Source organism: Roseixanthobacter glucoisosaccharinicivorans (assembly GCF_043195095.2).
Taxonomy (GTDB): Bacteria; Pseudomonadota; Alphaproteobacteria; order Rhizobiales; family Xanthobacteraceae; genus NCEH01.
In genome coordinates this window covers 3,434,154-3,451,047 of sequence record NZ_CM195538.1, presented here as the reverse complement: position 1 = coordinate 3,451,047, position 16,894 = coordinate 3,434,154, and the positions used below count along the sequence as shown (strand labels likewise).

Annotated in this window: 17 protein-coding genes; 10 read left to right on the top strand and 7 right to left on the bottom strand. The window is 65.8% G+C overall.

Annotation, left to right across the window (positions count from 1 at the left end; all coding sequences use genetic code 11):
* Positions 1-25: 25 nt before the first annotated feature.
* On the bottom strand, positions 26-934 hold the full coding sequence (locus V5F78_RS16005) for an NAD(P)-dependent oxidoreductase (protein ID WP_394067023.1): 909 nt from the start codon (positions 932-934) through the stop codon (positions 26-28).
* Between the two features lie 416 nt (positions 935-1,350).
* Here V5F78_RS16005 and V5F78_RS16000 point away from each other — a divergent pair, with 416 nt between their 5' ends.
* From V5F78_RS16000 to V5F78_RS15970, 7 genes are all read left to right on the top strand, one after another.
* Complete coding sequence (locus V5F78_RS16000) at positions 1,351-2,349, top strand: DctP family TRAP transporter solute-binding subunit (RefSeq protein ID WP_394067022.1); 999 nt, start codon at positions 1,351-1,353, stop codon at positions 2,347-2,349.
* Positions 2,350-2,552: 203 nt separating this feature from the next.
* Positions 2,553-3,224 (top strand): TRAP transporter small permease, encoded by a 672-nt coding sequence (locus V5F78_RS15995; protein WP_394067020.1) that lies wholly within the window; start codon positions 2,553-2,555, stop codon positions 3,222-3,224.
* Between the two features lie 3 nt (positions 3,225-3,227).
* Positions 3,228-4,631, top strand: a complete 1,404-nt coding sequence (locus V5F78_RS15990) for a TRAP transporter large permease (RefSeq protein WP_394067018.1) — start codon at positions 3,228-3,230, stop codon at positions 4,629-4,631.
* Between the two features lie 96 nt (positions 4,632-4,727).
* Positions 4,728-5,129 carry a (R)-mandelonitrile lyase gene (locus tag V5F78_RS15985; RefSeq protein WP_394067016.1) on the top strand — a complete coding sequence of 134 codons (402 nt, stop codon included), beginning with the start codon at positions 4,728-4,730 and terminating at the stop codon, positions 5,127-5,129.
* An 82-nt stretch (positions 5,130-5,211) separates the two neighbouring features.
* On the top strand, positions 5,212-5,610 hold the full coding sequence (locus V5F78_RS15980; protein ID WP_394067014.1) for a hypothetical protein: 399 nt from the start codon (positions 5,212-5,214) through the stop codon (positions 5,608-5,610).
* Positions 5,603-6,445, top strand: a complete 843-nt coding sequence (locus V5F78_RS15975) for an alpha/beta fold hydrolase (RefSeq protein WP_394067013.1) — start codon at positions 5,603-5,605, stop codon at positions 6,443-6,445. The genes V5F78_RS15980 and V5F78_RS15975 overlap by 8 nt, the downstream gene beginning before the upstream one ends.
* 110 nt (positions 6,446-6,555) lie before the next feature.
* A complete protein-coding gene (locus V5F78_RS15970; RefSeq protein WP_394067012.1) occupies positions 6,556-7,356 on the top strand; it encodes an N-acyl homoserine lactonase family protein in 801 nt (266 codons plus the stop codon).
* A gap of 92 nt (positions 7,357-7,448) precedes the next feature.
* Here the strand turns inward: V5F78_RS15970 and V5F78_RS15965 are convergent, their stop codons facing one another.
* From V5F78_RS15965 to V5F78_RS15945, 5 genes are read right to left on the bottom strand one after another with little or no spacing between them, the layout of a single operon-like run.
* Complete coding sequence (locus tag V5F78_RS15965) at positions 7,449-8,153, bottom strand: ABC transporter ATP-binding protein (protein ID WP_394067833.1); 705 nt, start codon at positions 8,151-8,153, stop codon at positions 7,449-7,451.
* 29 nt (positions 8,154-8,182) lie between these two features.
* Complete coding sequence (locus V5F78_RS15960; protein ID WP_394067010.1) at positions 8,183-8,905, bottom strand: ABC transporter ATP-binding protein; 723 nt, start codon at positions 8,903-8,905, stop codon at positions 8,183-8,185.
* Positions 8,902-9,873: a branched-chain amino acid ABC transporter permease gene (locus V5F78_RS15955; RefSeq protein WP_394067009.1), complete on the bottom strand. Its 972-nt coding sequence runs from the start codon at positions 9,871-9,873 to the stop codon at positions 8,902-8,904. The genes V5F78_RS15960 and V5F78_RS15955 overlap by 4 nt, the downstream gene beginning before the upstream one ends.
* Positions 9,870-10,730 carry a branched-chain amino acid ABC transporter permease gene (locus tag V5F78_RS15950; RefSeq protein WP_394067007.1) on the bottom strand — a complete coding sequence of 287 codons (861 nt, stop codon included), beginning with the start codon at positions 10,728-10,730 and terminating at the stop codon, positions 9,870-9,872. Before V5F78_RS15950 ends, V5F78_RS15955 begins: the two co-directional genes overlap by 4 nt.
* Before the next feature lie 51 nt (positions 10,731-10,781).
* The gene (locus V5F78_RS15945; protein ID WP_394067006.1) at positions 10,782-12,047 is read right to left on the bottom strand and encodes an ABC transporter substrate-binding protein; all 1,266 of its coding nucleotides are present in this window, start codon (positions 12,045-12,047) and stop codon (positions 10,782-10,784) included.
* A gap of 156 nt (positions 12,048-12,203) precedes the next feature.
* Here V5F78_RS15945 and V5F78_RS15940 point away from each other — a divergent pair, with 156 nt between their 5' ends.
* The 3 genes from V5F78_RS15940 (at position 12,204) to V5F78_RS15930 (ending at position 15,369) form a co-directional block, all read left to right on the top strand.
* On the top strand, positions 12,204-13,670 hold the full coding sequence (locus V5F78_RS15940; protein ID WP_394067004.1) for an aldehyde dehydrogenase: 1,467 nt from the start codon (positions 12,204-12,206) through the stop codon (positions 13,668-13,670).
* A gap of 438 nt (positions 13,671-14,108) precedes the next feature.
* Positions 14,109-14,486 carry a carboxymuconolactone decarboxylase family protein gene (locus V5F78_RS15935; RefSeq protein ID WP_394067003.1) on the top strand — a complete coding sequence of 126 codons (378 nt, stop codon included), beginning with the start codon at positions 14,109-14,111 and terminating at the stop codon, positions 14,484-14,486.
* A gap of 124 nt (positions 14,487-14,610) precedes the next feature.
* Positions 14,611-15,369, top strand: a complete 759-nt coding sequence (locus V5F78_RS15930; protein WP_394067001.1) for an SDR family NAD(P)-dependent oxidoreductase — start codon at positions 14,611-14,613, stop codon at positions 15,367-15,369.
* Between the two features lie 115 nt (positions 15,370-15,484).
* On the opposite strand, the gene V5F78_RS15925 is transcribed toward V5F78_RS15930, so the two are convergent.
* On the bottom strand, positions 15,485-16,717 hold the full coding sequence (locus tag V5F78_RS15925) for a CaiB/BaiF CoA transferase family protein (protein WP_394067000.1): 1,233 nt from the start codon (positions 16,715-16,717) through the stop codon (positions 15,485-15,487).
* Positions 16,718-16,894: the final 177 nt, after the last annotated feature.

Sequence of the window (16,894 nt, the reverse complement as noted above, 5' to 3'; positions counted from 1 at the left end):
GCCTTCGCCCCGCTCTTGCCCGTTCCTAGGAGGCGCTGCGCACCTTCACGCCCGCCTCGTCCTCCACCAGGGTGACGATCTTGGTGAAGTCCGAATCAAAGCCGAGCTTCTGCACCGCTTCCGCCCAGAGCTTGGCCACCACGTCGCATCCTTCCAGGGAAAGACCCATGGCCTTGGCCTCTTTCATGAACAATTGCACGTCCTTGTTCATGAGCCCGGTCGAGAAGCCGAAGTCGAACGTGCCCGGCAGGATGGACTGGGGAAATTTCTGGAGCGTGGCGGTGTTGCGGCCGCTGCCGACATTGATGACATTGACCATGACCGAGGCGTCGATGCCCGCCTTCGCGCCCATCACCAGGGCCTCCGAGCTCAGCGCCATGGCGGCTGCGGACAGCAGGTTGTTCACCAGCTTCATGGTTTGGGCGAGACCCTGCTTCTCGCTGATATAGAAGGGTTTTCCGATCACCGTCAGCTCGGGCATCAGGTCGTCGTAATCCGCCTTGGGGCCGGAGAACATGACCGCGAGCGTGCCCGCCTTGGCGCCCCCGACGCCGCCGCTCACCGGGGAATCCATCCATACGATGTTCTTCGCCTTCATCCGCTCGGCAAGGCTTGCCGCCATGTCCGGGCCGGTGGTGGAGAGGTCCACGATCCGCTTGACGCGGGTGCCGGCGGCAAGGCCGTTTTCGCCCATGGCCACCGCCTCGACGATCGGCGGGGTCGGCAGGGAGAGAAAGATGGTCTCGGCCTTGGAGGCGACGTCCGCCGGGGAGGTGGCGCGCACGGCGCCGCGATCGACGAAGGCTTGAACCGCGCTCTCGCGCGAGTCGAACACGACGAGCGCGCAGCCGGCGTCCAGAAGGCGTCCCGCCATCTGCATGCCCATGTTGCCAAGACCGATGAAGCCGAATGTTTTGCTCAAGATTTCCTCCAACCCGATTGTGGCCGCACGCCGCCTTCTGGCGATCGTTGTCGCACGGGGAAGAATGCTCCGCCGGGGCGAGGGACCGGCCGCCGGTGCGGAGCTGTGTGTGACGCAGGCACAATATCGACCTTATTTCAGTAATACAATCATATTGACATCATGGGGGAGACGTGATGAGTTTTCCTCAGTTCCGCGAGGGGGCGCACCATTTTGCGCGGCTTTCGTCCGTGCGGTGGAGCGCCTCAACGTCTTCGACCGAAGCGCTTGCCTGCCGGAATTGGTTCGCCCCGTCGCGGTTCCATTCTCACCTCCGCGCCCGCCCGGGGCAGTTCAGGGCCTGCGCGCGGCAATGATCAGGCGGGCGCCCGAATGGGTGCCCCGTCCCAAAAAAACAAATTGCGTGAAGACATTCACGAGGAGGAAACATGAAGCCGATCGTCTTGGCCGCAGTCGCGGCAACGCTGCTGTGCGGCAGTGCCATGGCCCAGGAACAGTGCCAGCCTGGCGAGATCGTGGTGAAATACAGCCACGTCAGCGCGCCCACCGGAAATCCAAAGGGGGAGATGGCGGTCGCCCTGGCCAAGCGCATCAATGCCGAGATGGACGGCAAGCTGTGCATGCAGGTCTATCCCAGCTCCCAGCTCTACAATGACGACGAGGTGATGGAGGCGCTTGCCATCGGCGATGTCCAGCTTGCCTCGCCCGATATCGGCAAGCTTGGCGCCTACACCAAGAAATTCGACGTGTTCAACCTGCCGTTCCTGTTCCAGGACACCGACGCCGTCTCCCGCTTTACCCACGGGCCGGTGGGCAAGAAGCTCCTGGAGTCCATGGAGAGCAACGGTTTTGTCGGCGTGACCTATCTGTATAACGGTCTGCGCGCATGGTCGGCCAATCGCCCCTTGCTGGAGCCGAAGGACCTCAAGGGCCTGAAGATCCGCGCCACCACGTCCGACGTGTCGATCGCCATGATCAACGCCCTCGGCGCCACGGCGCAGCCCCTGGCCTGGAGCGAGGTGTTCGGCGCCTTGCAGACCGGCGTCGTCGATGGACAGGAAAATACCTGGTCCAACATCTATACCGGCAAGCTTTATGAAGTTCAGGACGGTATCACCGAGACCAATCACCAGTTCCTGACCTATATCCTCGTGACGTCCAAAAAGTTCCTGGACAAGCTCCCCCCGGATGTGCGGGCTCAGTTCCTGAAAATTTCCAACGAGGTTGCGGAAGAGTACAATAAAAAAGCAACCGCGATCAATGAACAGAGCAAGCAGCGCATCATAGATGCCGGCGTGAAGGTGCGTCAGCTGTCGCCCGAGCAGCGCCAGCGGTGGGTCGAGGTCGTCAAGCCGGTCTGGAAGAAGTTCGAGAGCGGCATCGGGGCCGATGTGATCCAGGCGGCCGTGGCCTCCAACACGCCCTGAACGGGGGCGGTGCGCCGCCCTCGCGGGCGGCGTACGCGGCGCGGCTGAACGGAGGCTGCGTGGCAGTGCCTGCCCACGCGTCGTGCACCTGCCGCAGCGAAAGCCGACATCGCTTGAAAAAAGTCCGCCTGCCAGTCCCGGGGCGCCGTCCCGGGGCCTTGGTGGTGCGTGCGGCGCTACCTGTATTCCTGAGGATACGACAGATGGGCAGGTTTGGTCAGAGTGTCGATCGTGCGGAGCGAATAATCATCGCGTTCCTGATGGGCGCCATGGTGCTCACTTCATTCGCGCAAGTTGTCGCCCGCTATGTGTTCAATACCGGCTGGCTCGGGGCTCTTGAGTTCACCCGCATCCTGTTTGCCTGGCTCACCCTGTTCGGCATGTCCTATGGCGTGAAGATCGGGTTTCACCTTGGCGTGGATACGTTCGTTCGGGCCTTTCCCAAGCCGATATTCCGGGCTTTCGCCATCTTCGGCGCGCTGTGTGGCGTGCTTTACGCCGCCATCTTCTTTGCCGCCGACTGGCTCCAGCTGTTCGGTCTTCCCACCAGCGGCGGGGCCTACAGCTATTGGCTGCGAACCTTCAACACCGGCATCGGCCTGCATGAATTGCGCTATCCCGAATGGGCCCAGCACGCCTTCGGCATTCAGGCCCGCGTCCATCGCTGGGTGGTCTATTTCATCCTGCCCCTGGGCCTCGCGCTGCTGGCGTTCCGCTGCGCGCAGGCCGCGATCCAGATCTGGCGCGGCGAGCGGGAGATGATCACCATCTCCCACGAGAGCGGCGAACTGATGGACGAGGAGACCTTCGCGGGCACCCACGAACCTTCGCCGGCATCCGAACGCGATGCGGCCGCGGCCCAGCGGGGGAAGTGAGAAATGGTCTCGTTCTTCCTCTGCGCCTCCCTCCTCGCGCTGCTGTTCGCCGGGGTGCCGGTGGCCATCAGCCTGGGCCTCGCCAGCGTGCTGTCGCTCGTGCTGTTCTCGTCGGACAGCATGTCGTCGGTGGCGCTGAAGCTGTTCACCGCCTCGCAGAGCTATACCCTTCTCGCCATTCCCTTCTTCATCCTGGCCTCCTCCTTCATGTCCACCGGCGGCGTGGCGCGGCGGATCGTGCATTTCGCGGTGGCCGCGGTGGGGCACATCCGGGGCGGCCTCGCCATCGCCTCGGTCATGTCGTGCATGCTGTTCGCGGCCCTGTCCGGCTCGTCCCCGGCGACGGTGGTGGCGATCGGCAGCATCGCCATCACCAGCATGCGCGAGGCGGGCTATACCAAGGAGTTCGCGGCGGGCATCATCGCCAATGCCGGCACGCTCGGGATTCTCATTCCGCCGTCCATCGTGATGGTGGTCTATTGCGCCGCCACCGACGTGTCGGTCAGCCGCATGTTCCTCGCGGGCATCCTGCCGGGGATCGTGGCGGGTTTCCTTCTGATGGCGACCATCTACGTGTTCGCCCGCTTGCGGAACATGCCGAAGATGCCGTTCAGCGGCTTTCTCGTCATCCGCGATGCGTTCCTTGATGCCTCCTGGGGCCTGTTCCTCGTGGTGGTGATCCTGGGCGGCATCTATGGCGGCGTGTTCACGCCCACCGAAGCTGCCGCGGTGGCGGCGGTCTATTCCTTCCTCGTGGCGAATTTCATCTATCGCGACATGGGCCCGCTCAAGGGCGAGCCGTGGCACCGCCCCGGCGAGACACTGGTCCATACCGTGCAGCGCAATGTGCGCGTCATGGCGATGCGCGCCGTGCCCGCCCTGTTTCACCGCGACACCGAGCGTGTCCTGGTGGAGGCGGGGAAGGCGACGATCATGCTCATGTTCATCATCGTCAACGCCATGCTCTTCGCCCATGTGCTGACGGCCGAGCGGGTGCCGCAGACCATCACGGAATGGATGATCGGCGCTGGGTTCAACTGGTTCACCTTCCTCTTGGCGGTCAATCTGATCCTGTTGCTGGGCGGCCAGTTCATGGAGCCGTCGGGGCTGCTGCTGATCGTCGTTCCGGTGGTGTTTCCGATCGCCATGGCGCTCGGCGTGGATCCCATCCACTTCGGCATCATGATCGTCGTGAACATGGAGATCGGGCTGATTTCCCCACCCATCGGCATCAATCTGTTCGTCACGGCGGCGGTGGCCCGCATGAGCGTGGTGGACGTGGTGAAGGCGGCGCTGCCGTTCATCGTCGTCCTGTTCGTGGTGCTGATCATCGTCACCTACGTGCCGGTGCTGTCCACCATCGTGCCTTACACGCTGATGGGACCGGAGCCGATCGGCTTCAAATGAGCGGCGGCCTGCGCGCCGCTCAACGTCTTTCCCCGCTGCGGCGGGGCGCCCGGGCCGGGTGGAAGCGGCCTTGACCAACAAAGGGAGTTCACTTCGATGGAGATCAAACGTGGCGGGTCCACCCCCTCGCGCAAGGCGCCGGCGAAATCCTTCACCGGCACGGTGTGGCAGGACCCGATCATCGAGGCGCCGGAGCCGGCCCTGCTGAAGTCCAACGTGGTGATGTTCGAGCCCGGCGCCCGCACCGCCTGGCACACCCACCCCATGGGCCAGACGCTCTATGTCACCGCCGGCATCGGCCTCTGCCAGTCGTGGGGCGGTCCCATCCAGGAGTTCCGCGCCGGCGACGTGATCTGGATCGCGCCGGGCGAGAAGCATTGGCACGGCGCAACGCCCACCAACATGATGACCCACATCTCCATGCAGGAAGGCCATAATGGCGTGGTGGTGGAATGGCTCGAGCATGTGAGCGACGAGCAATATAACGGCACGGCCTGATCCGGCGGCCGGGCGCGGCGGTGTTACCGCCGCGAACCCGGCCGCTGCCCGCATGTGCCCGCCATGAGTGAGGAGGAAAGCGGTGGCTCGATTTCCCGACGCCGACTGGATGGCTGCCTTCGGCAGAAGCGTGGCTGAGGATCGCGAACTGTCCGTCATCGGCGGCAAGTTCGACGTGGACATGGGAATGACCTTCGGCGCCTTGCGCTATGTGCTGAAAATCCGGCGCGGGCGGGTGGAGGAGATCATCGCTTCCCCGCGCTTCGACGTGCGCACCCAGTTCGAGATGCGCGCGCCCCTGGAGCTGTGGGAGCGCTTCCTGAGCGAGACCCCGCCGCCGCTCTATCACGACATTTTCGCCATGATCATGCGGGTGCCCGAGTTCCGGCTGGAGGGCGACACGCTCGTCGCCATGCAGAACGCGCGGGCACTGCACCGGATGATGAACGTCATGCGCAGCGTGGGCTACGGCAATGCCTGATTTCGAACCCATCCTCGGACGCTACCTGAAGGTGGCCATCAAGGGACGCGCGCACCGGATCTTCGTGGAAGAGGCCGGCGCGGGCATTCCGCTGATCTGCCTGCACACCGCCGGCGCCGACAGCCGGCAGTTCCGCCATCTGCTGAATGACGCGGAGGTCACCGACCGCTTCCGCGTCATCTGCTTCGACCTGCCCTGGCACGGCCGGTCCGATCCGCCGGCCGACTGGTGGCTCGACCCCTATGAACTGACCACCGAGGATTATCTGGCCGCCATCGAGGCGGTCTGGATGGCGCTCGGCGTCGAGTGGCCGGTGTTCATGGGCTGCTCCATGGGCGGGGCGATCGTGCTGCGGGTGGCGAGCGACTTCCAGGGGCGGATCCGCGGGGTCATCGGCCTCGAAAGCGCGGCCTTCGCGCCCGGGCGCTACAATGACTTCCTGCTGCATCCGGCGGTTCATGGCGGCGAGCTGGTCGCCACCTATACGTTCGGCCTCAACGCCCCCCAGAGCCCGGAACAGGGCAAGCGGGACAATTGGTGGTACTACGCCCAGTCCGGTCCGGGCGTCTATCGGGGCGACGTGATGTTCTACAGCATGGATTTCGATGCCCGTGCGCACGTCAAGACCATCGACACAAGCAAGTGCAAGGTCAGCCTGCTCACCGGCAGCTATGATTATTCCTGCACGCCGGCCATGACGGCGGAGGTGGCCGCCGCGATCCCCGGCTGCCGCCATGCCGAGATGCCGGGCATCGGGCACTTTCCCATGATCGAGAATTACCCGCTGTTCCGCACCTTTCTGCTGCCGGAACTGGAGGTCATGGCCAACGACTGATCCCGTCGCCGGTCCGCGACGTGCGCGGCGGCGGAAACCAATGCTCACCAGACAAGAGCAGCAAACAAGGGCGGGCCGCGCATGGCACTGCCCATCATGGGAGGAGCCGAATGGCGCTCGAACCTTACGAAGTCTATGCGGTGCATTACGCGCACAATCCCGCGGCCACCTCGGCGCACAATTTCGTCGGCGGCGATACCCATGACGTGCCCATGCCGCTCGACTATTTCGTGTGGGCCATCAAGGGCAACGGCCGCACCTTCATTCTCGATACCGGCTTCGACGAGGCCATGGCGCACAAGCGCAAGCGCGAGTTCCGCCGCTCGCCCGGCGCGGGCCTCAAATGCATCGGCATCGACCCGGACACCGTCGAGGACGTGATCATCTCGCACATGCATTACGACCACTGCGGCAATTACGATCTGTTCCCCAGGGCGAGGTATCATCTCCAGGATATCGAGATGGGCTATTGCACCGGCCGCTGCATGTGCCACGGCGCGCTGAAGATGCCGTTCGAGGAGGAGGACGTTGTCGCCATGGTGCGCAAGGTCTTCGCCGGCCGCGTGCAGTTCCATGACGGCACGGCGGAAGTGGCGCCTGGCATCAGCCTTCACCACGTGGGCGGCCACAGCAAGGGGCTCCAGGTGGTGCGCGTGTGGACCCGGCGCGGCTGGCTGGTGCTGGCCTCCGATGCCAGCCATTTCTACGCCAATATGGAACAGGGCCGGGCTTTCCCGATCCTGCACAGCCTGGCCGATACGCTGGAGGGTTACGACCGGCTGCGGGCTTTGGCGAGCGACCCCTCGGCCATCATTCCCGGGCACGATCCCATCCTGTTCGACCGCTATCCCGCGCCCGCTCCGGGCCTGGAGGGCGTGGTCCTGCGTCTCGACGCCGACCCGAAGGGGTGAGCCCATCCGATGACCGGGCCTGAGGCGGGTTCACGCGCCCCAGGCCCGGCCTCCGCTGTCGCAGCGCCCCCCCAGCACCGCGCGCCGGCGGGTCACAGGCCGAGATAGGCTTCGCGCACCTTGGGGTTTTCCTCCAGCGCCCGGGCGCTGTCGGCGAGCACGATCCGCCCGGATTCCAGCACATAGCCGCGCGAGGCGACCGACAGGGCGAGCGCGGTGTTCTGCTCCACCAGCAGGATCGAGGTGCCCTGCTGGTGGATCTTCACCAGCGCATCATGGACCTCGTCCACGATGATGGGCGCGAGGCCGTGGCTCGGCTCGTCGAGGATCAGGAGCCGCATGCCGAGCATCATGGCGCGGCCCAGCACCACCATCTGCTGCTCGCCGCCGGAGAGGGTGCCGGCCCGCTGGTTGCGGCGCTCGCGCAGGCGCGGGAAGAGCGCGAAGCTCTCCTCCAGCCGCTGCTTGTAGGCCGGGTCGTGTCGCACGCAATAGGCGCCGAGCAACAGGTTTTCCTCCACCGTCATGTCGGGAAAGACATGCCGGCCCTCGGGCACATGGGCGATGCCGAGCTTGGGCACGTCGTAGGGCGCGGTCGCCATCAGGTCGTGCCCGTCGAAGGTGATGCGCCCGCGCGCATTGCGCACCAGGCGCGAGATGGTGCGCAGAAGCGTGCTCTTGCCGGCCGTATTGGCGCCGATGACGCAGATGAACTCGCCTTCGTTCATCTCCATGGAAATGTCGTGCAGCACGTCGTTGCCGTCATAGCCGGCGTGGAGGTGCTCGATCCGCAGCAACGGGGCTCCAGTCATGGTGTTGCGCCTTCTCACGCGTATTCGCGGCCGAGATAGGCGCGCACCACCTCGGGGTCTTTCGCGATGTCCTGTGGGGTGCCATCGGCGATCTTGCGGCCGAAGTTGAGCACCACGATGCGCTCGCACAGGGACATGATGGCATGCATATGGTGCTCGACCACGATGACGGTCAGCCCGTCGTCCCTCAATGAGCGGATCAGGGCCATGATCTCCTCCATCTCCACATGGTTGAGCGCGGCCATCACCTCGTCGAGCAGCAGCACCTTGGGGCGGGTGGCGAGGCTGCGGGCCACTTCCACCCGCGCGCGCTCGGGAAAAGACAGGTCGTTCGCGGTCTTGCCCGCGATCTGCACGAGGCCCACCCGGTCCAGGCACGCCATGGCGGTCTTGCGCGCCTCGGCGACGCCGTCGCGCAGCAGGGCGCCGATGAGCACATTGTCGAGCACCGTGGCTTCCATGAACAGCGCCACGTTCTGGAACGTCTTGGTCAGGCCGCGCGCCGCCACCTTGTGGGGCTTGAGGCCGGTGATGTCCGCGCCGGCGAAACGCACCGCGCCGCCGGTGGGCTTGTGCAACCCCACCAGGGTGCTGAACAAGGTGGATTTGCCGGCGCCATTGGGCCCGATCAGGCCGATGATGTCGCCCGCGGCCACCTCGAACGAGACGTCGTCGAGGGCGAGCAGGCCGCCGAAGCGCTTGGTGATGCCGTCCACCTGGAGGATCGGTCCGTTCATCCCTTCCTCCCCTTGCGCAGGCGCGCGATGCCGTTGGAGACCAGGACCAGCAGGCCGCGCGGCTCGATCAGGATGATGGCGATCAGCATCAGGCCGAACACGAGCTGGGAGAGGCCGGCCGCCCGCGAGGAGAGCGCGGCATTGGCGAACTCCTCCAGCGGCACGATGACGAAGGCGCCGATGAGGGGACCGGCCAGCGTGCCCGCGCCCCCGAGGATTGCGATGATGGCGGCGCGCACCGAGATGGCGACGATGCCGAACACCGCTTCGGGGTCGAAGAAATAGGTGAATTGGGCATAGAGCGTGCCCAATATAGCGGTGAGCGCGGCCGAGATCACGGCGGCGATGATCTTCACCCGCGTGGTATCGACGCCCACCACCTCGGCGGCATCTGGATTTTCCTTCACCGCCCGCAGGCGATAGCCCAATGCGCTCTTCTGGATCACCAGGAAGATCACGCAGATCACCGCCAGAGTGCCCAGGATGATGTAGTAATAGGGCGTCGTCCCCTTGAATTGCAGCAGCGCGAGACTGTCCGCCGCATAGGGCACGGAGAGGCCCGCCGGGCCGCCGGTCACCGAGGTCCAGGAGCTTGCGATGACGCGCAGCACCTCGCTGAAGGCGAGGGTGGCGAGGGCGAAATAATGCCCGCGAAGCTTCATGGTGGGAAAGCTGAGCAGGAAAGCCGCCAGCGCCGCCAGCGCGGCCCCCGCCAGCATGCCGATCCAGGGCGACAGGTTGAAGTTAATCAGCAGGATGGTGGAGGTGTAGGCGCCGATGCCGAAGAACGCCGCGTGTCCCAGCGAAATCTGGTTCGCGAGGCCGCCGACGATGTTCCACGCCTGGCCGAGGGCGGCGAACAGCAGCGTGAGCGCCAGCACGCGGATCGGATAGCCCGCCGGATCGAGGAAGGACGGCACGACGGCCGCCGCGATGAGCGCCGCCGCGCCCCAGATCCAGGTTTTCATCGCGCGGCTCCGATCAGGCCGGTGGGCCGCACCGCGAGCACGGTGATGAACACGAGGAACAGGACGAGGTTCTGCAGCTGGATCGGGAAGAACAGGGTCGACACCGACTGGATCACGCCCACGACCAGCCCGCCGACCACCGCGCCGGCCACGCTGCCGAGGCCGCCCAGCACCACGACGGTGAACATGAGCACCACGAACTGATGGCCGACCGTGGGATGGACGGTGAAATAGGGCAGGATGACCGCGCCGCCGAACGCGGTCATGCCCACCCCGAGCCCGAAGGCGATCTGGCGCATGCGGTCGGCATTGATGCCCATGAGATGCGCCGCCATGGGATCCTGGGCGGTGGCGCGCATGGCCCGCCCGTACCAGGTCTTGTTGGTGAACAGCCAGAGCGCCAGCCCCGACAGCAGCGACATGCAGAAGGCCGCGAGATAGGGCACGCTGATGAACAGCGGGCCGAGCCGCAAGGCCGAGGTCTGATAGCTCGTGGTCACCGATCGGAAATCGGAACCGAAGGCGATCAGCGCGAGATTCTCGATCACGATGAGCAGGCCCACCGTGACGAAGATCTGCGCCACCGGCGGCGCGTTCAGCACCCTCTGGATGATGGTCATCTGCACGACGACGCCGAGGCCGAAGATCACCACGAAGGAAATCAAGGATCCGATCAGCGGGTCGATGCCGAGATACTTCCAGGCGAAGAAGGCGACGAACATGCCGAGGGTGAGGAATTCGGCCTGGGCGAAGTTCACGATGCCCATGACGCCGAAGACGAGGGTCAGGCCGATGGAGATGACGGCATAGACGCCGCCAATCATCAGCCCGTCGATCACGGCTTGAAGGAAGGCCACGAAGCGCGCTCCGGGAGGCAAATGTGAGGGGCGGGTGGAAGGCGGGGCCGGCTATGCGCCGGCCCAGATGGCCTTGCCCTTCGCGTATTCGTCCGGCCACACCGTGACGAGATTGTCGCCGCGCCATTGCACCATCAGCGGCTTGGCGAGCGTGTTGAGGCCGGTCTCGTCGAACTTGACCGCCCGTCCGGTCATGGCATTGCACCAGCCGCCTTCGAAGCGGGTGCTGTGCAGGGTTTCGCGCACCGCATTGGGATCGGCCTTGCCGGCCTTCTCCAGCGCCTTTGCGAGCACGTCGAGGCACACCGCATGTTCCAGGGCCTCGTGCACCATGAAATAGCCGTAGCGCTTCTTGAAGGCGTCGGTCAGGCTCGGGTCCTGGTCGTAATTGCCGGGCGCGATCGACATGACGTTCTCGGCATATTCGCCGAGGGCTTTCTTGAAGTCCGGGATCACATAGCCGCCCGCGCCGCCGATCACCGGCAGCTTGATGCCCTGCTGGCGCATGGTGCGGATGATCTGGAGGCCGTCGTTCAGGTAGGAAGCCGGAAACACCGCCTGGGCGTTCGCCGCGCGCAGCTTGTTGATGAGGGGCGTGACGTCGGTGATGCCGAGCGGATAGGCCTCGTCCATGGCGACCGTGATGCCGAGCGCCTTGGCGGTGGTGCGCAGGCCGGCGGCCTGGGAACTGCCATAGGCCGTGTCCTCGTACATGATGGCGATGGTCTTGAGCGTCTCGCCGCCCTTCTGGGCGATCTCGGCGGTGCCCTTCAGCTGGGCCTCGCCCAGGGTGGAGGCCTTGGAGATGACCTGGAATATGTTCTTGAAGCCGCGCCCGGTGATCTGGTCGGAGAACGACATGGTCATGAGCGGAATGCCGCGCCGCTCGGTGGCCTCGGACAGGGCCAGGGAGAGCGAGGAGGCATAGGCGCCGAGGATGGCGACCACGTCGTTCTGGGCAATGAGCCGCTGGCCGACGGTGGCGGCGGAGGTGGGGGTGGAGGTGGAATCGGCGATCACCAGATTGATCTTGGCGCCGCCGAGCGCCTTGATGCCGCCCGCGGCATTGATCTGGTCGGCCACCAGCTCGATGCCGTTGCGCGAGTTCACGCCGAACTGGGCGTTGGCGCCCGACAGGGGTACGACGACGCCCACGTTCACGTCCTTGCCCGCCGCATAGGACACCCTGGACAGGTACGGCATGGCAAGCGTCGCGGCGCCGGCGGCCAGAACGGTGCGCCGGCTTGGCGTGAAGCCGCTCTCGGGACGGTTGGCGCGACAAGCGGAAAGGGTCTTATGCCCCTTGGATTCGCTCATGATCCTCTCCCTATTTAATTATTGTCTTATTGCCCCGACTCTCAGCGCCCCGGTGTGCGATGTCAAGGAAAACTGATCATACAATATGACATGGACGGGCGGGCTGGTTTCTGCCACCCTCCGCCGCTGCAAAGCCAAGAGGGACAGGGAGAGACCATGCAGCGCTATGGCCATTTCATCGGCGGCGCCTTCACCGCGCCGGCCGGCGGCGAGTATTTCGAAACCCGAAATCCTTATAGCGGCGAAGCCTGGGCCGAGATCGCCCGCGGCACCGCGGCGGACATCGAAAAAGCCGTCGTCGCGGCGCAAGAGGGGTTCGAGACCTGGCGCGCCATGAAGCCGTCCGCGCGCGGCAAGATCCTCTACAAGCTCGCCGAACTGATTGAGGCGGATGCTTCTCGCCTGGCCGAGATCGAGGTCCGCGACAACGGCAAGCTCTATGCCGAGATGCACGCTCAGACCAAATATCTGGCCGAATGGTACCGCTATTACGGCGGCCTCGCGGACAAGGTGGAGGGTGCCGTCATCCCCACCGACAAGAGCGGGATCTTCAATTTCACCCGCTACGAGCCGATCGGCGTGGTGGGCATGATCACGCCCTGGAACTCCCCCTTGCTGCTGCTCGCGTGGAAGCTGGCCGCGGCACTGGCGGCGGGCAATGCGGCGATCATCAAGCCGTCGGAATTCACCTCCGCCTCCACCCTCGAATTCATGACGCTGTTCGAGAAGGCCGGCTTCCCCGCCGGCGTGGTCAATACCGTCACCGGCTTCGGCGCAGAGGCGGGCGCGGCGCTGGTGGATCATCCCGCCGTGAGCAAGATCGCCTTCACCGGCTCCGACATCGGCGGCCAGAAGGTGTATGAAACGGCGGCCAAGCAGATCAAGCACGTGTCCCTGGAACTGGGCGGCAAGTCGCCCAACATCGTGTTCGAGGACGCGGACCTGGAGGCGGCCGTGATGGGCGCGGTCTCCGGCATCTTCGCGGCGACCGGCCAGACCTGCATCGCCGGCTCGCGTCTGCTGCTCCAGCGCTCGATCCACGACCGCTTCATGGAGCGTCTGCTGGAGGTGGCGGGCGCCGCCAAGATCGGCGATCCCATGCAGGCCGACACCAATGTGGGGCCGGTCACGACTCCGGCGCAATACCGCAAGGTGCTGGACTATATCGACATTGCCCTGGCGGAGGGCGCCCATTGCGCGCTCGGCGGCAAGCCTTATGCGGACGCGCCCGGCGGCCAGTTCGTCGAGCCCACCATCTTCACCGGCGTCACCAATTCCATGCGCATCGCCCAGGAAGAGGTGTTCGGCCCGGTGCTGGCGGTGATCCCGTTCGACACCGAAGAGGAAGCGGTGCGCATCGCCAATGACGTGGCGTTCGGCTTGGCCTCGGGGGTGTGGACCAGCGACATGGGGCGCGCGCTGCGCCTGTCGGAGCGCCTGCGCTCGGGCACCGTATGGGTGAATACCTATCGCGCGGTGAGCTACACCTCGCCGTTCGGCGGCTACAAGCGCAGCGGCATCGGCCGCGAGAGCGGCCTGGAGGCCATCAAGGAATATCTCCAGGTCAAATCGGTGTGGATCGCAACCGAAACCACGGTGGCGAACCCGTTCATCATCCGCTGACGATCGGCGGCCCCTGGCGCATCACAGGGCGATGCGTCAGGGCACGGTTTCTATGATCGTATGATCATATGAGAAGATGATTGAAATCATTGCCTGCGCTCAGCCAGTGCCCGTCCAGCGCCCCGAGGCGCGCCCCGCGGCATGGTCCATGGAACGGCCCGTCGCGCCATCGCTGGAGCGTTCGGGCGGGCTATGGCGGGCGGGCTATGGCGGACGGCGGCGGGATCGCACCGTGCGAGGGGGCTCTGCCGAACGCGGATGGCCGCTAAAGGTCGGGCGGCTGGGGCTTTTCTTCGGGTCATGTATTGCGCCAGAACGTATGATTGTATTATCACTTAAGGTGTTCGAGTGCTTCGGAAAGCGGGGCGCCCGCACGGGAGGAAGCTCCCGCCGACGCTGGCACCGCCGGGCGGGGTCCAAAGAAAGGTGATGTGAGACATGACTGAGATGTTCGAGAAGGGGCTGGCCAAGCGCAAGAGCACGCTCGGCGCCGAATATGTGGAGAAGAACCTGGCCAACGCCGACGACTTCTCCCTGCCGTTCCAGGAAGCGATGACCGCCTGGTGCTGGGGCTTCGGCTGGGGCGACGAGACCATCGACGTCAAGACCCGCAGCATGATGAACCTCGCCATGCTCGGCGGCCTCGCCCGCTGGCACGAATGGGAGATCCACTGCAAGGGCGCCCTCACCAATGGTGTGACCAAGGAAGAGATCCGCGCCATCATCCATGTGGTCGCCATCTATGGCGGCGTGCCCTGCGGCGTGGAATGCTTCCGCATCGCGCGCAAGGTGCTCCAGGAAGCCGGCCAGCTCTGAGGCCGGCGGTGCGCAGGGCCGCCAGGGAACCGAACGGGTTCCGGTGGCCCGCTCTGCCCGGCAGCCCGGTCGGCCGGGCAGAGCGCGCGCCGGAGCGGGAAGACATGTCGCGGGGAGCATCATAATGGATTTGGGACTGGCCGAACGGCGCGCCCTCGTCACCGGCGCGGGCAGCGGCATCGGCCGCGCGGTGGCGAAGGTGCTGGCCGCCGAGGGCGCAAGGCTCGTGATCGCCGCGCGCAATGCCGCGCCGCTGGAGGAACTCGCTGGCGAGATCGCCGCCGCCGGGGGCGTGCGCCCCATCGTGGCGACCGCCGATGTGGCGGGCCCGGACGGCATCGCCCGGCTGGCCGACGCCGTGACGCAGGCGCTGGGCGGCATCGACGTGCTGGTCAATAATGCCGGCGCTTCGCGTCCCCTGGGCGAGCAGGCGGGGGATGCGGAATGGGCCGAGGCCTTCGCGCTCAATTTCGACGCGGCGCGCCGCCTCACCGAGGCCTTCACCCCCGGCATGAGGGCGGCGGGCTGGGGCCGGGTGGTGAATATTTCCGGCGCGGTGATCTCCAAGGTCATGAACGCCGCCATTCCCGCCAAGGCGGCGCTGGAAAGCTGGTCCAAGTCCGTCGCCGCCGAGCTTGCGCCTCACGGCATCACGGTGAACTGCGTGGCGCCCGGCCGCATCAAGTCGGTTCAGATCATGACGCGGCTTTACCCCACGGATGCCGCGCGCCAGACGTTCATCGACCAGAACATCCCCATGGGCCGCTTTGGCGAACCGGAGGAACTGGCGGATCTGGTGGCGTTCCTCTGCTCGAAGCGGGCGAGCTTCGTCACCGGCACCACGATCCCCGTCGATGGCGGCGGCCTGCGCTTCGCCTTTTAGGCGCCGCGCCGGCGCCCCGGCGCGGACCGGGCGCGCGCCGCGCGCGCGGTCCGCGCCCACCATGCCGGTCGCCGCCATGTTTCCTTGCCCGCCGCGCGGGAGTGCGCGCGCCGGCTCAGCGCACCGCGGCGCGCGCCTTCAGCTCGCGGATCCGTTCCGCGCTGTAGCCACATTGCTCCAGGACCGCGTCGGTATGCTGGCCCATGACGGGCGCCGCGAACGGCGCCGGGCCCGGCGTGCGGGAGAAGTGCAGCGGCTTGGTCATGCCCCGATAGGTGCCGATCACCGGATGCGCGTAGGTGGTCACCAGGTCCTGCGCCAGCACCTGGGGATGGTCGAACAGGTCCTCGATGGGCTGCACTGGGGCGTTGGGCACCTTCTCACCGAAAATCTGCGCCCATTCCACCGCGGTGTGCTTGCGCAAGGCGGCGTGCAGGCGCGGGAGGATGACGTCCACATGGGCGATCCGGCTCGCCATGGTCGCCATGCGGGGGTCCTCCTTGAAGTCCTGCATGTCCAGCATGTCGCACAGCGCGTCCCAGAAGTGCTTGGAATGGGACGAGATGTAGAGATACCCCGCCTTGGTGGGATGGATGCCCGTGAGCGGCGCGAGGCGGATGTCGCGATTGACCGCGCGGTCCTCGCCTTCCGCCCAGACGAAGCGGGCCGATTGCATGGTGATTGCGCTGCGCAGGAGCGAGGAGCCGATATATTGCCCTTGCCCATCGCGCTCGCGCTGGAACAGGGCGGCCGAGATGCCGAAGGCGACCAGGGCCGAGGTGTAATAATCCACCACCGAGCCCAGCACGATCTCGGGTTCCCCGTCCGGCCCGCCCTGGAAGGTGCACAGGCCGGTCAGGCATTGGAGCACCTGGTCGAAGCCGGCATTGTTGGCCATCGGCCCATGGTCGCCGAAGCCGGTGATGGCGCAATAGATGAGGCGCGGATTGATCGCCTTGAGGCGTTCATAGTCGATCTTCAGGCGCGGCGGCACGGCGGGGCGGAAATTGTGCACCACCACGTCGGCGGTGCGCACGAGGTCCAGGAAGGTCTCGAGCCCGTCTTCCTTCTTCAGGTCGATGACGATGCCGCGCTTGCAGCGGTTCGCCCCCACGAAGGAGCGGCTTTCATCGGGCAGCGTCGAGGGGTAGCTGCGCATCATGTCGCCGCTCGGTGCCTCCACCTTGATGACGTCCGCGCCGAGGTCCGCCAGCAGGGTGCAGCCGTAGGGGCCGGCGAGATAGCTTGTGAGGTCCAGAACCCGGATGCCCGAGAGCGGCCCGCGCGGCTCGCTCATGCTTGCTGGGCTCTCGCTATCGCAGAAGGTGTGTTCGCGCGCCTCGGCCATTCGTCCCGTCCTTCGTTTTTGTTTGCCGCACGGATCGGCGCGACGTCGCGTCCCGGCCCGGCGGAGCGCCGCACGGCGCACCATCTGCGGATCGCTCCGGGTGCGAGCGCGCGCCGACATCGCCCGTCTCGTGGTGGCGCGTGCGCGCCGGATCGGGCGAAGAGGGTCTGCCGCGCC

Coding starts and splice junctions, on each gene's coding strand:
- V5F78_RS16000 (WP_394067022.1), top strand. CDS start 1,351: ATGAAGCCGATCGTCTTGGCCGCAGTCGCGGCAACGCTGCTGTGCGGC.
- V5F78_RS15995 (WP_394067020.1), top strand. CDS start 2,553: ATGGGCAGGTTTGGTCAGAGTGTCGATCGTGCGGAGCGAATAATCATC.
- V5F78_RS15990 (WP_394067018.1), top strand. CDS start 3,228: ATGGTCTCGTTCTTCCTCTGCGCCTCCCTCCTCGCGCTGCTGTTCGCC.
- V5F78_RS15985 (WP_394067016.1), top strand. CDS start 4,728: ATGGAGATCAAACGTGGCGGGTCCACCCCCTCGCGCAAGGCGCCGGCG.
- V5F78_RS15975 (WP_394067013.1), top strand. CDS start 5,603: ATGCCTGATTTCGAACCCATCCTCGGACGCTACCTGAAGGTGGCCATC.
- V5F78_RS15970 (WP_394067012.1), top strand. CDS start 6,556: ATGGCGCTCGAACCTTACGAAGTCTATGCGGTGCATTACGCGCACAAT.
- V5F78_RS15960 (WP_394067010.1), bottom strand. CDS start 8,905: ATGAACGGACCGATCCTCCAGGTGGACGGCATCACCAAGCGCTTCGGC.
- V5F78_RS15955 (WP_394067009.1), bottom strand. CDS start 9,873: ATGAAAACCTGGATCTGGGGCGCGGCGGCGCTCATCGCGGCGGCCGTC.
- V5F78_RS15945 (WP_394067006.1), bottom strand. CDS start 12,047: ATGAGCGAATCCAAGGGGCATAAGACCCTTTCCGCTTGTCGCGCCAAC.
- V5F78_RS15940 (WP_394067004.1), top strand. CDS start 12,204: ATGCAGCGCTATGGCCATTTCATCGGCGGCGCCTTCACCGCGCCGGCC.
- V5F78_RS15935 (WP_394067003.1), top strand. CDS start 14,109: ATGACTGAGATGTTCGAGAAGGGGCTGGCCAAGCGCAAGAGCACGCTC.
- V5F78_RS15930 (WP_394067001.1), top strand. CDS start 14,611: ATGGATTTGGGACTGGCCGAACGGCGCGCCCTCGTCACCGGCGCGGGC.
- V5F78_RS15925 (WP_394067000.1), bottom strand. CDS start 16,717: ATGGCCGAGGCGCGCGAACACACCTTCTGCGATAGCGAGAGCCCAGCA.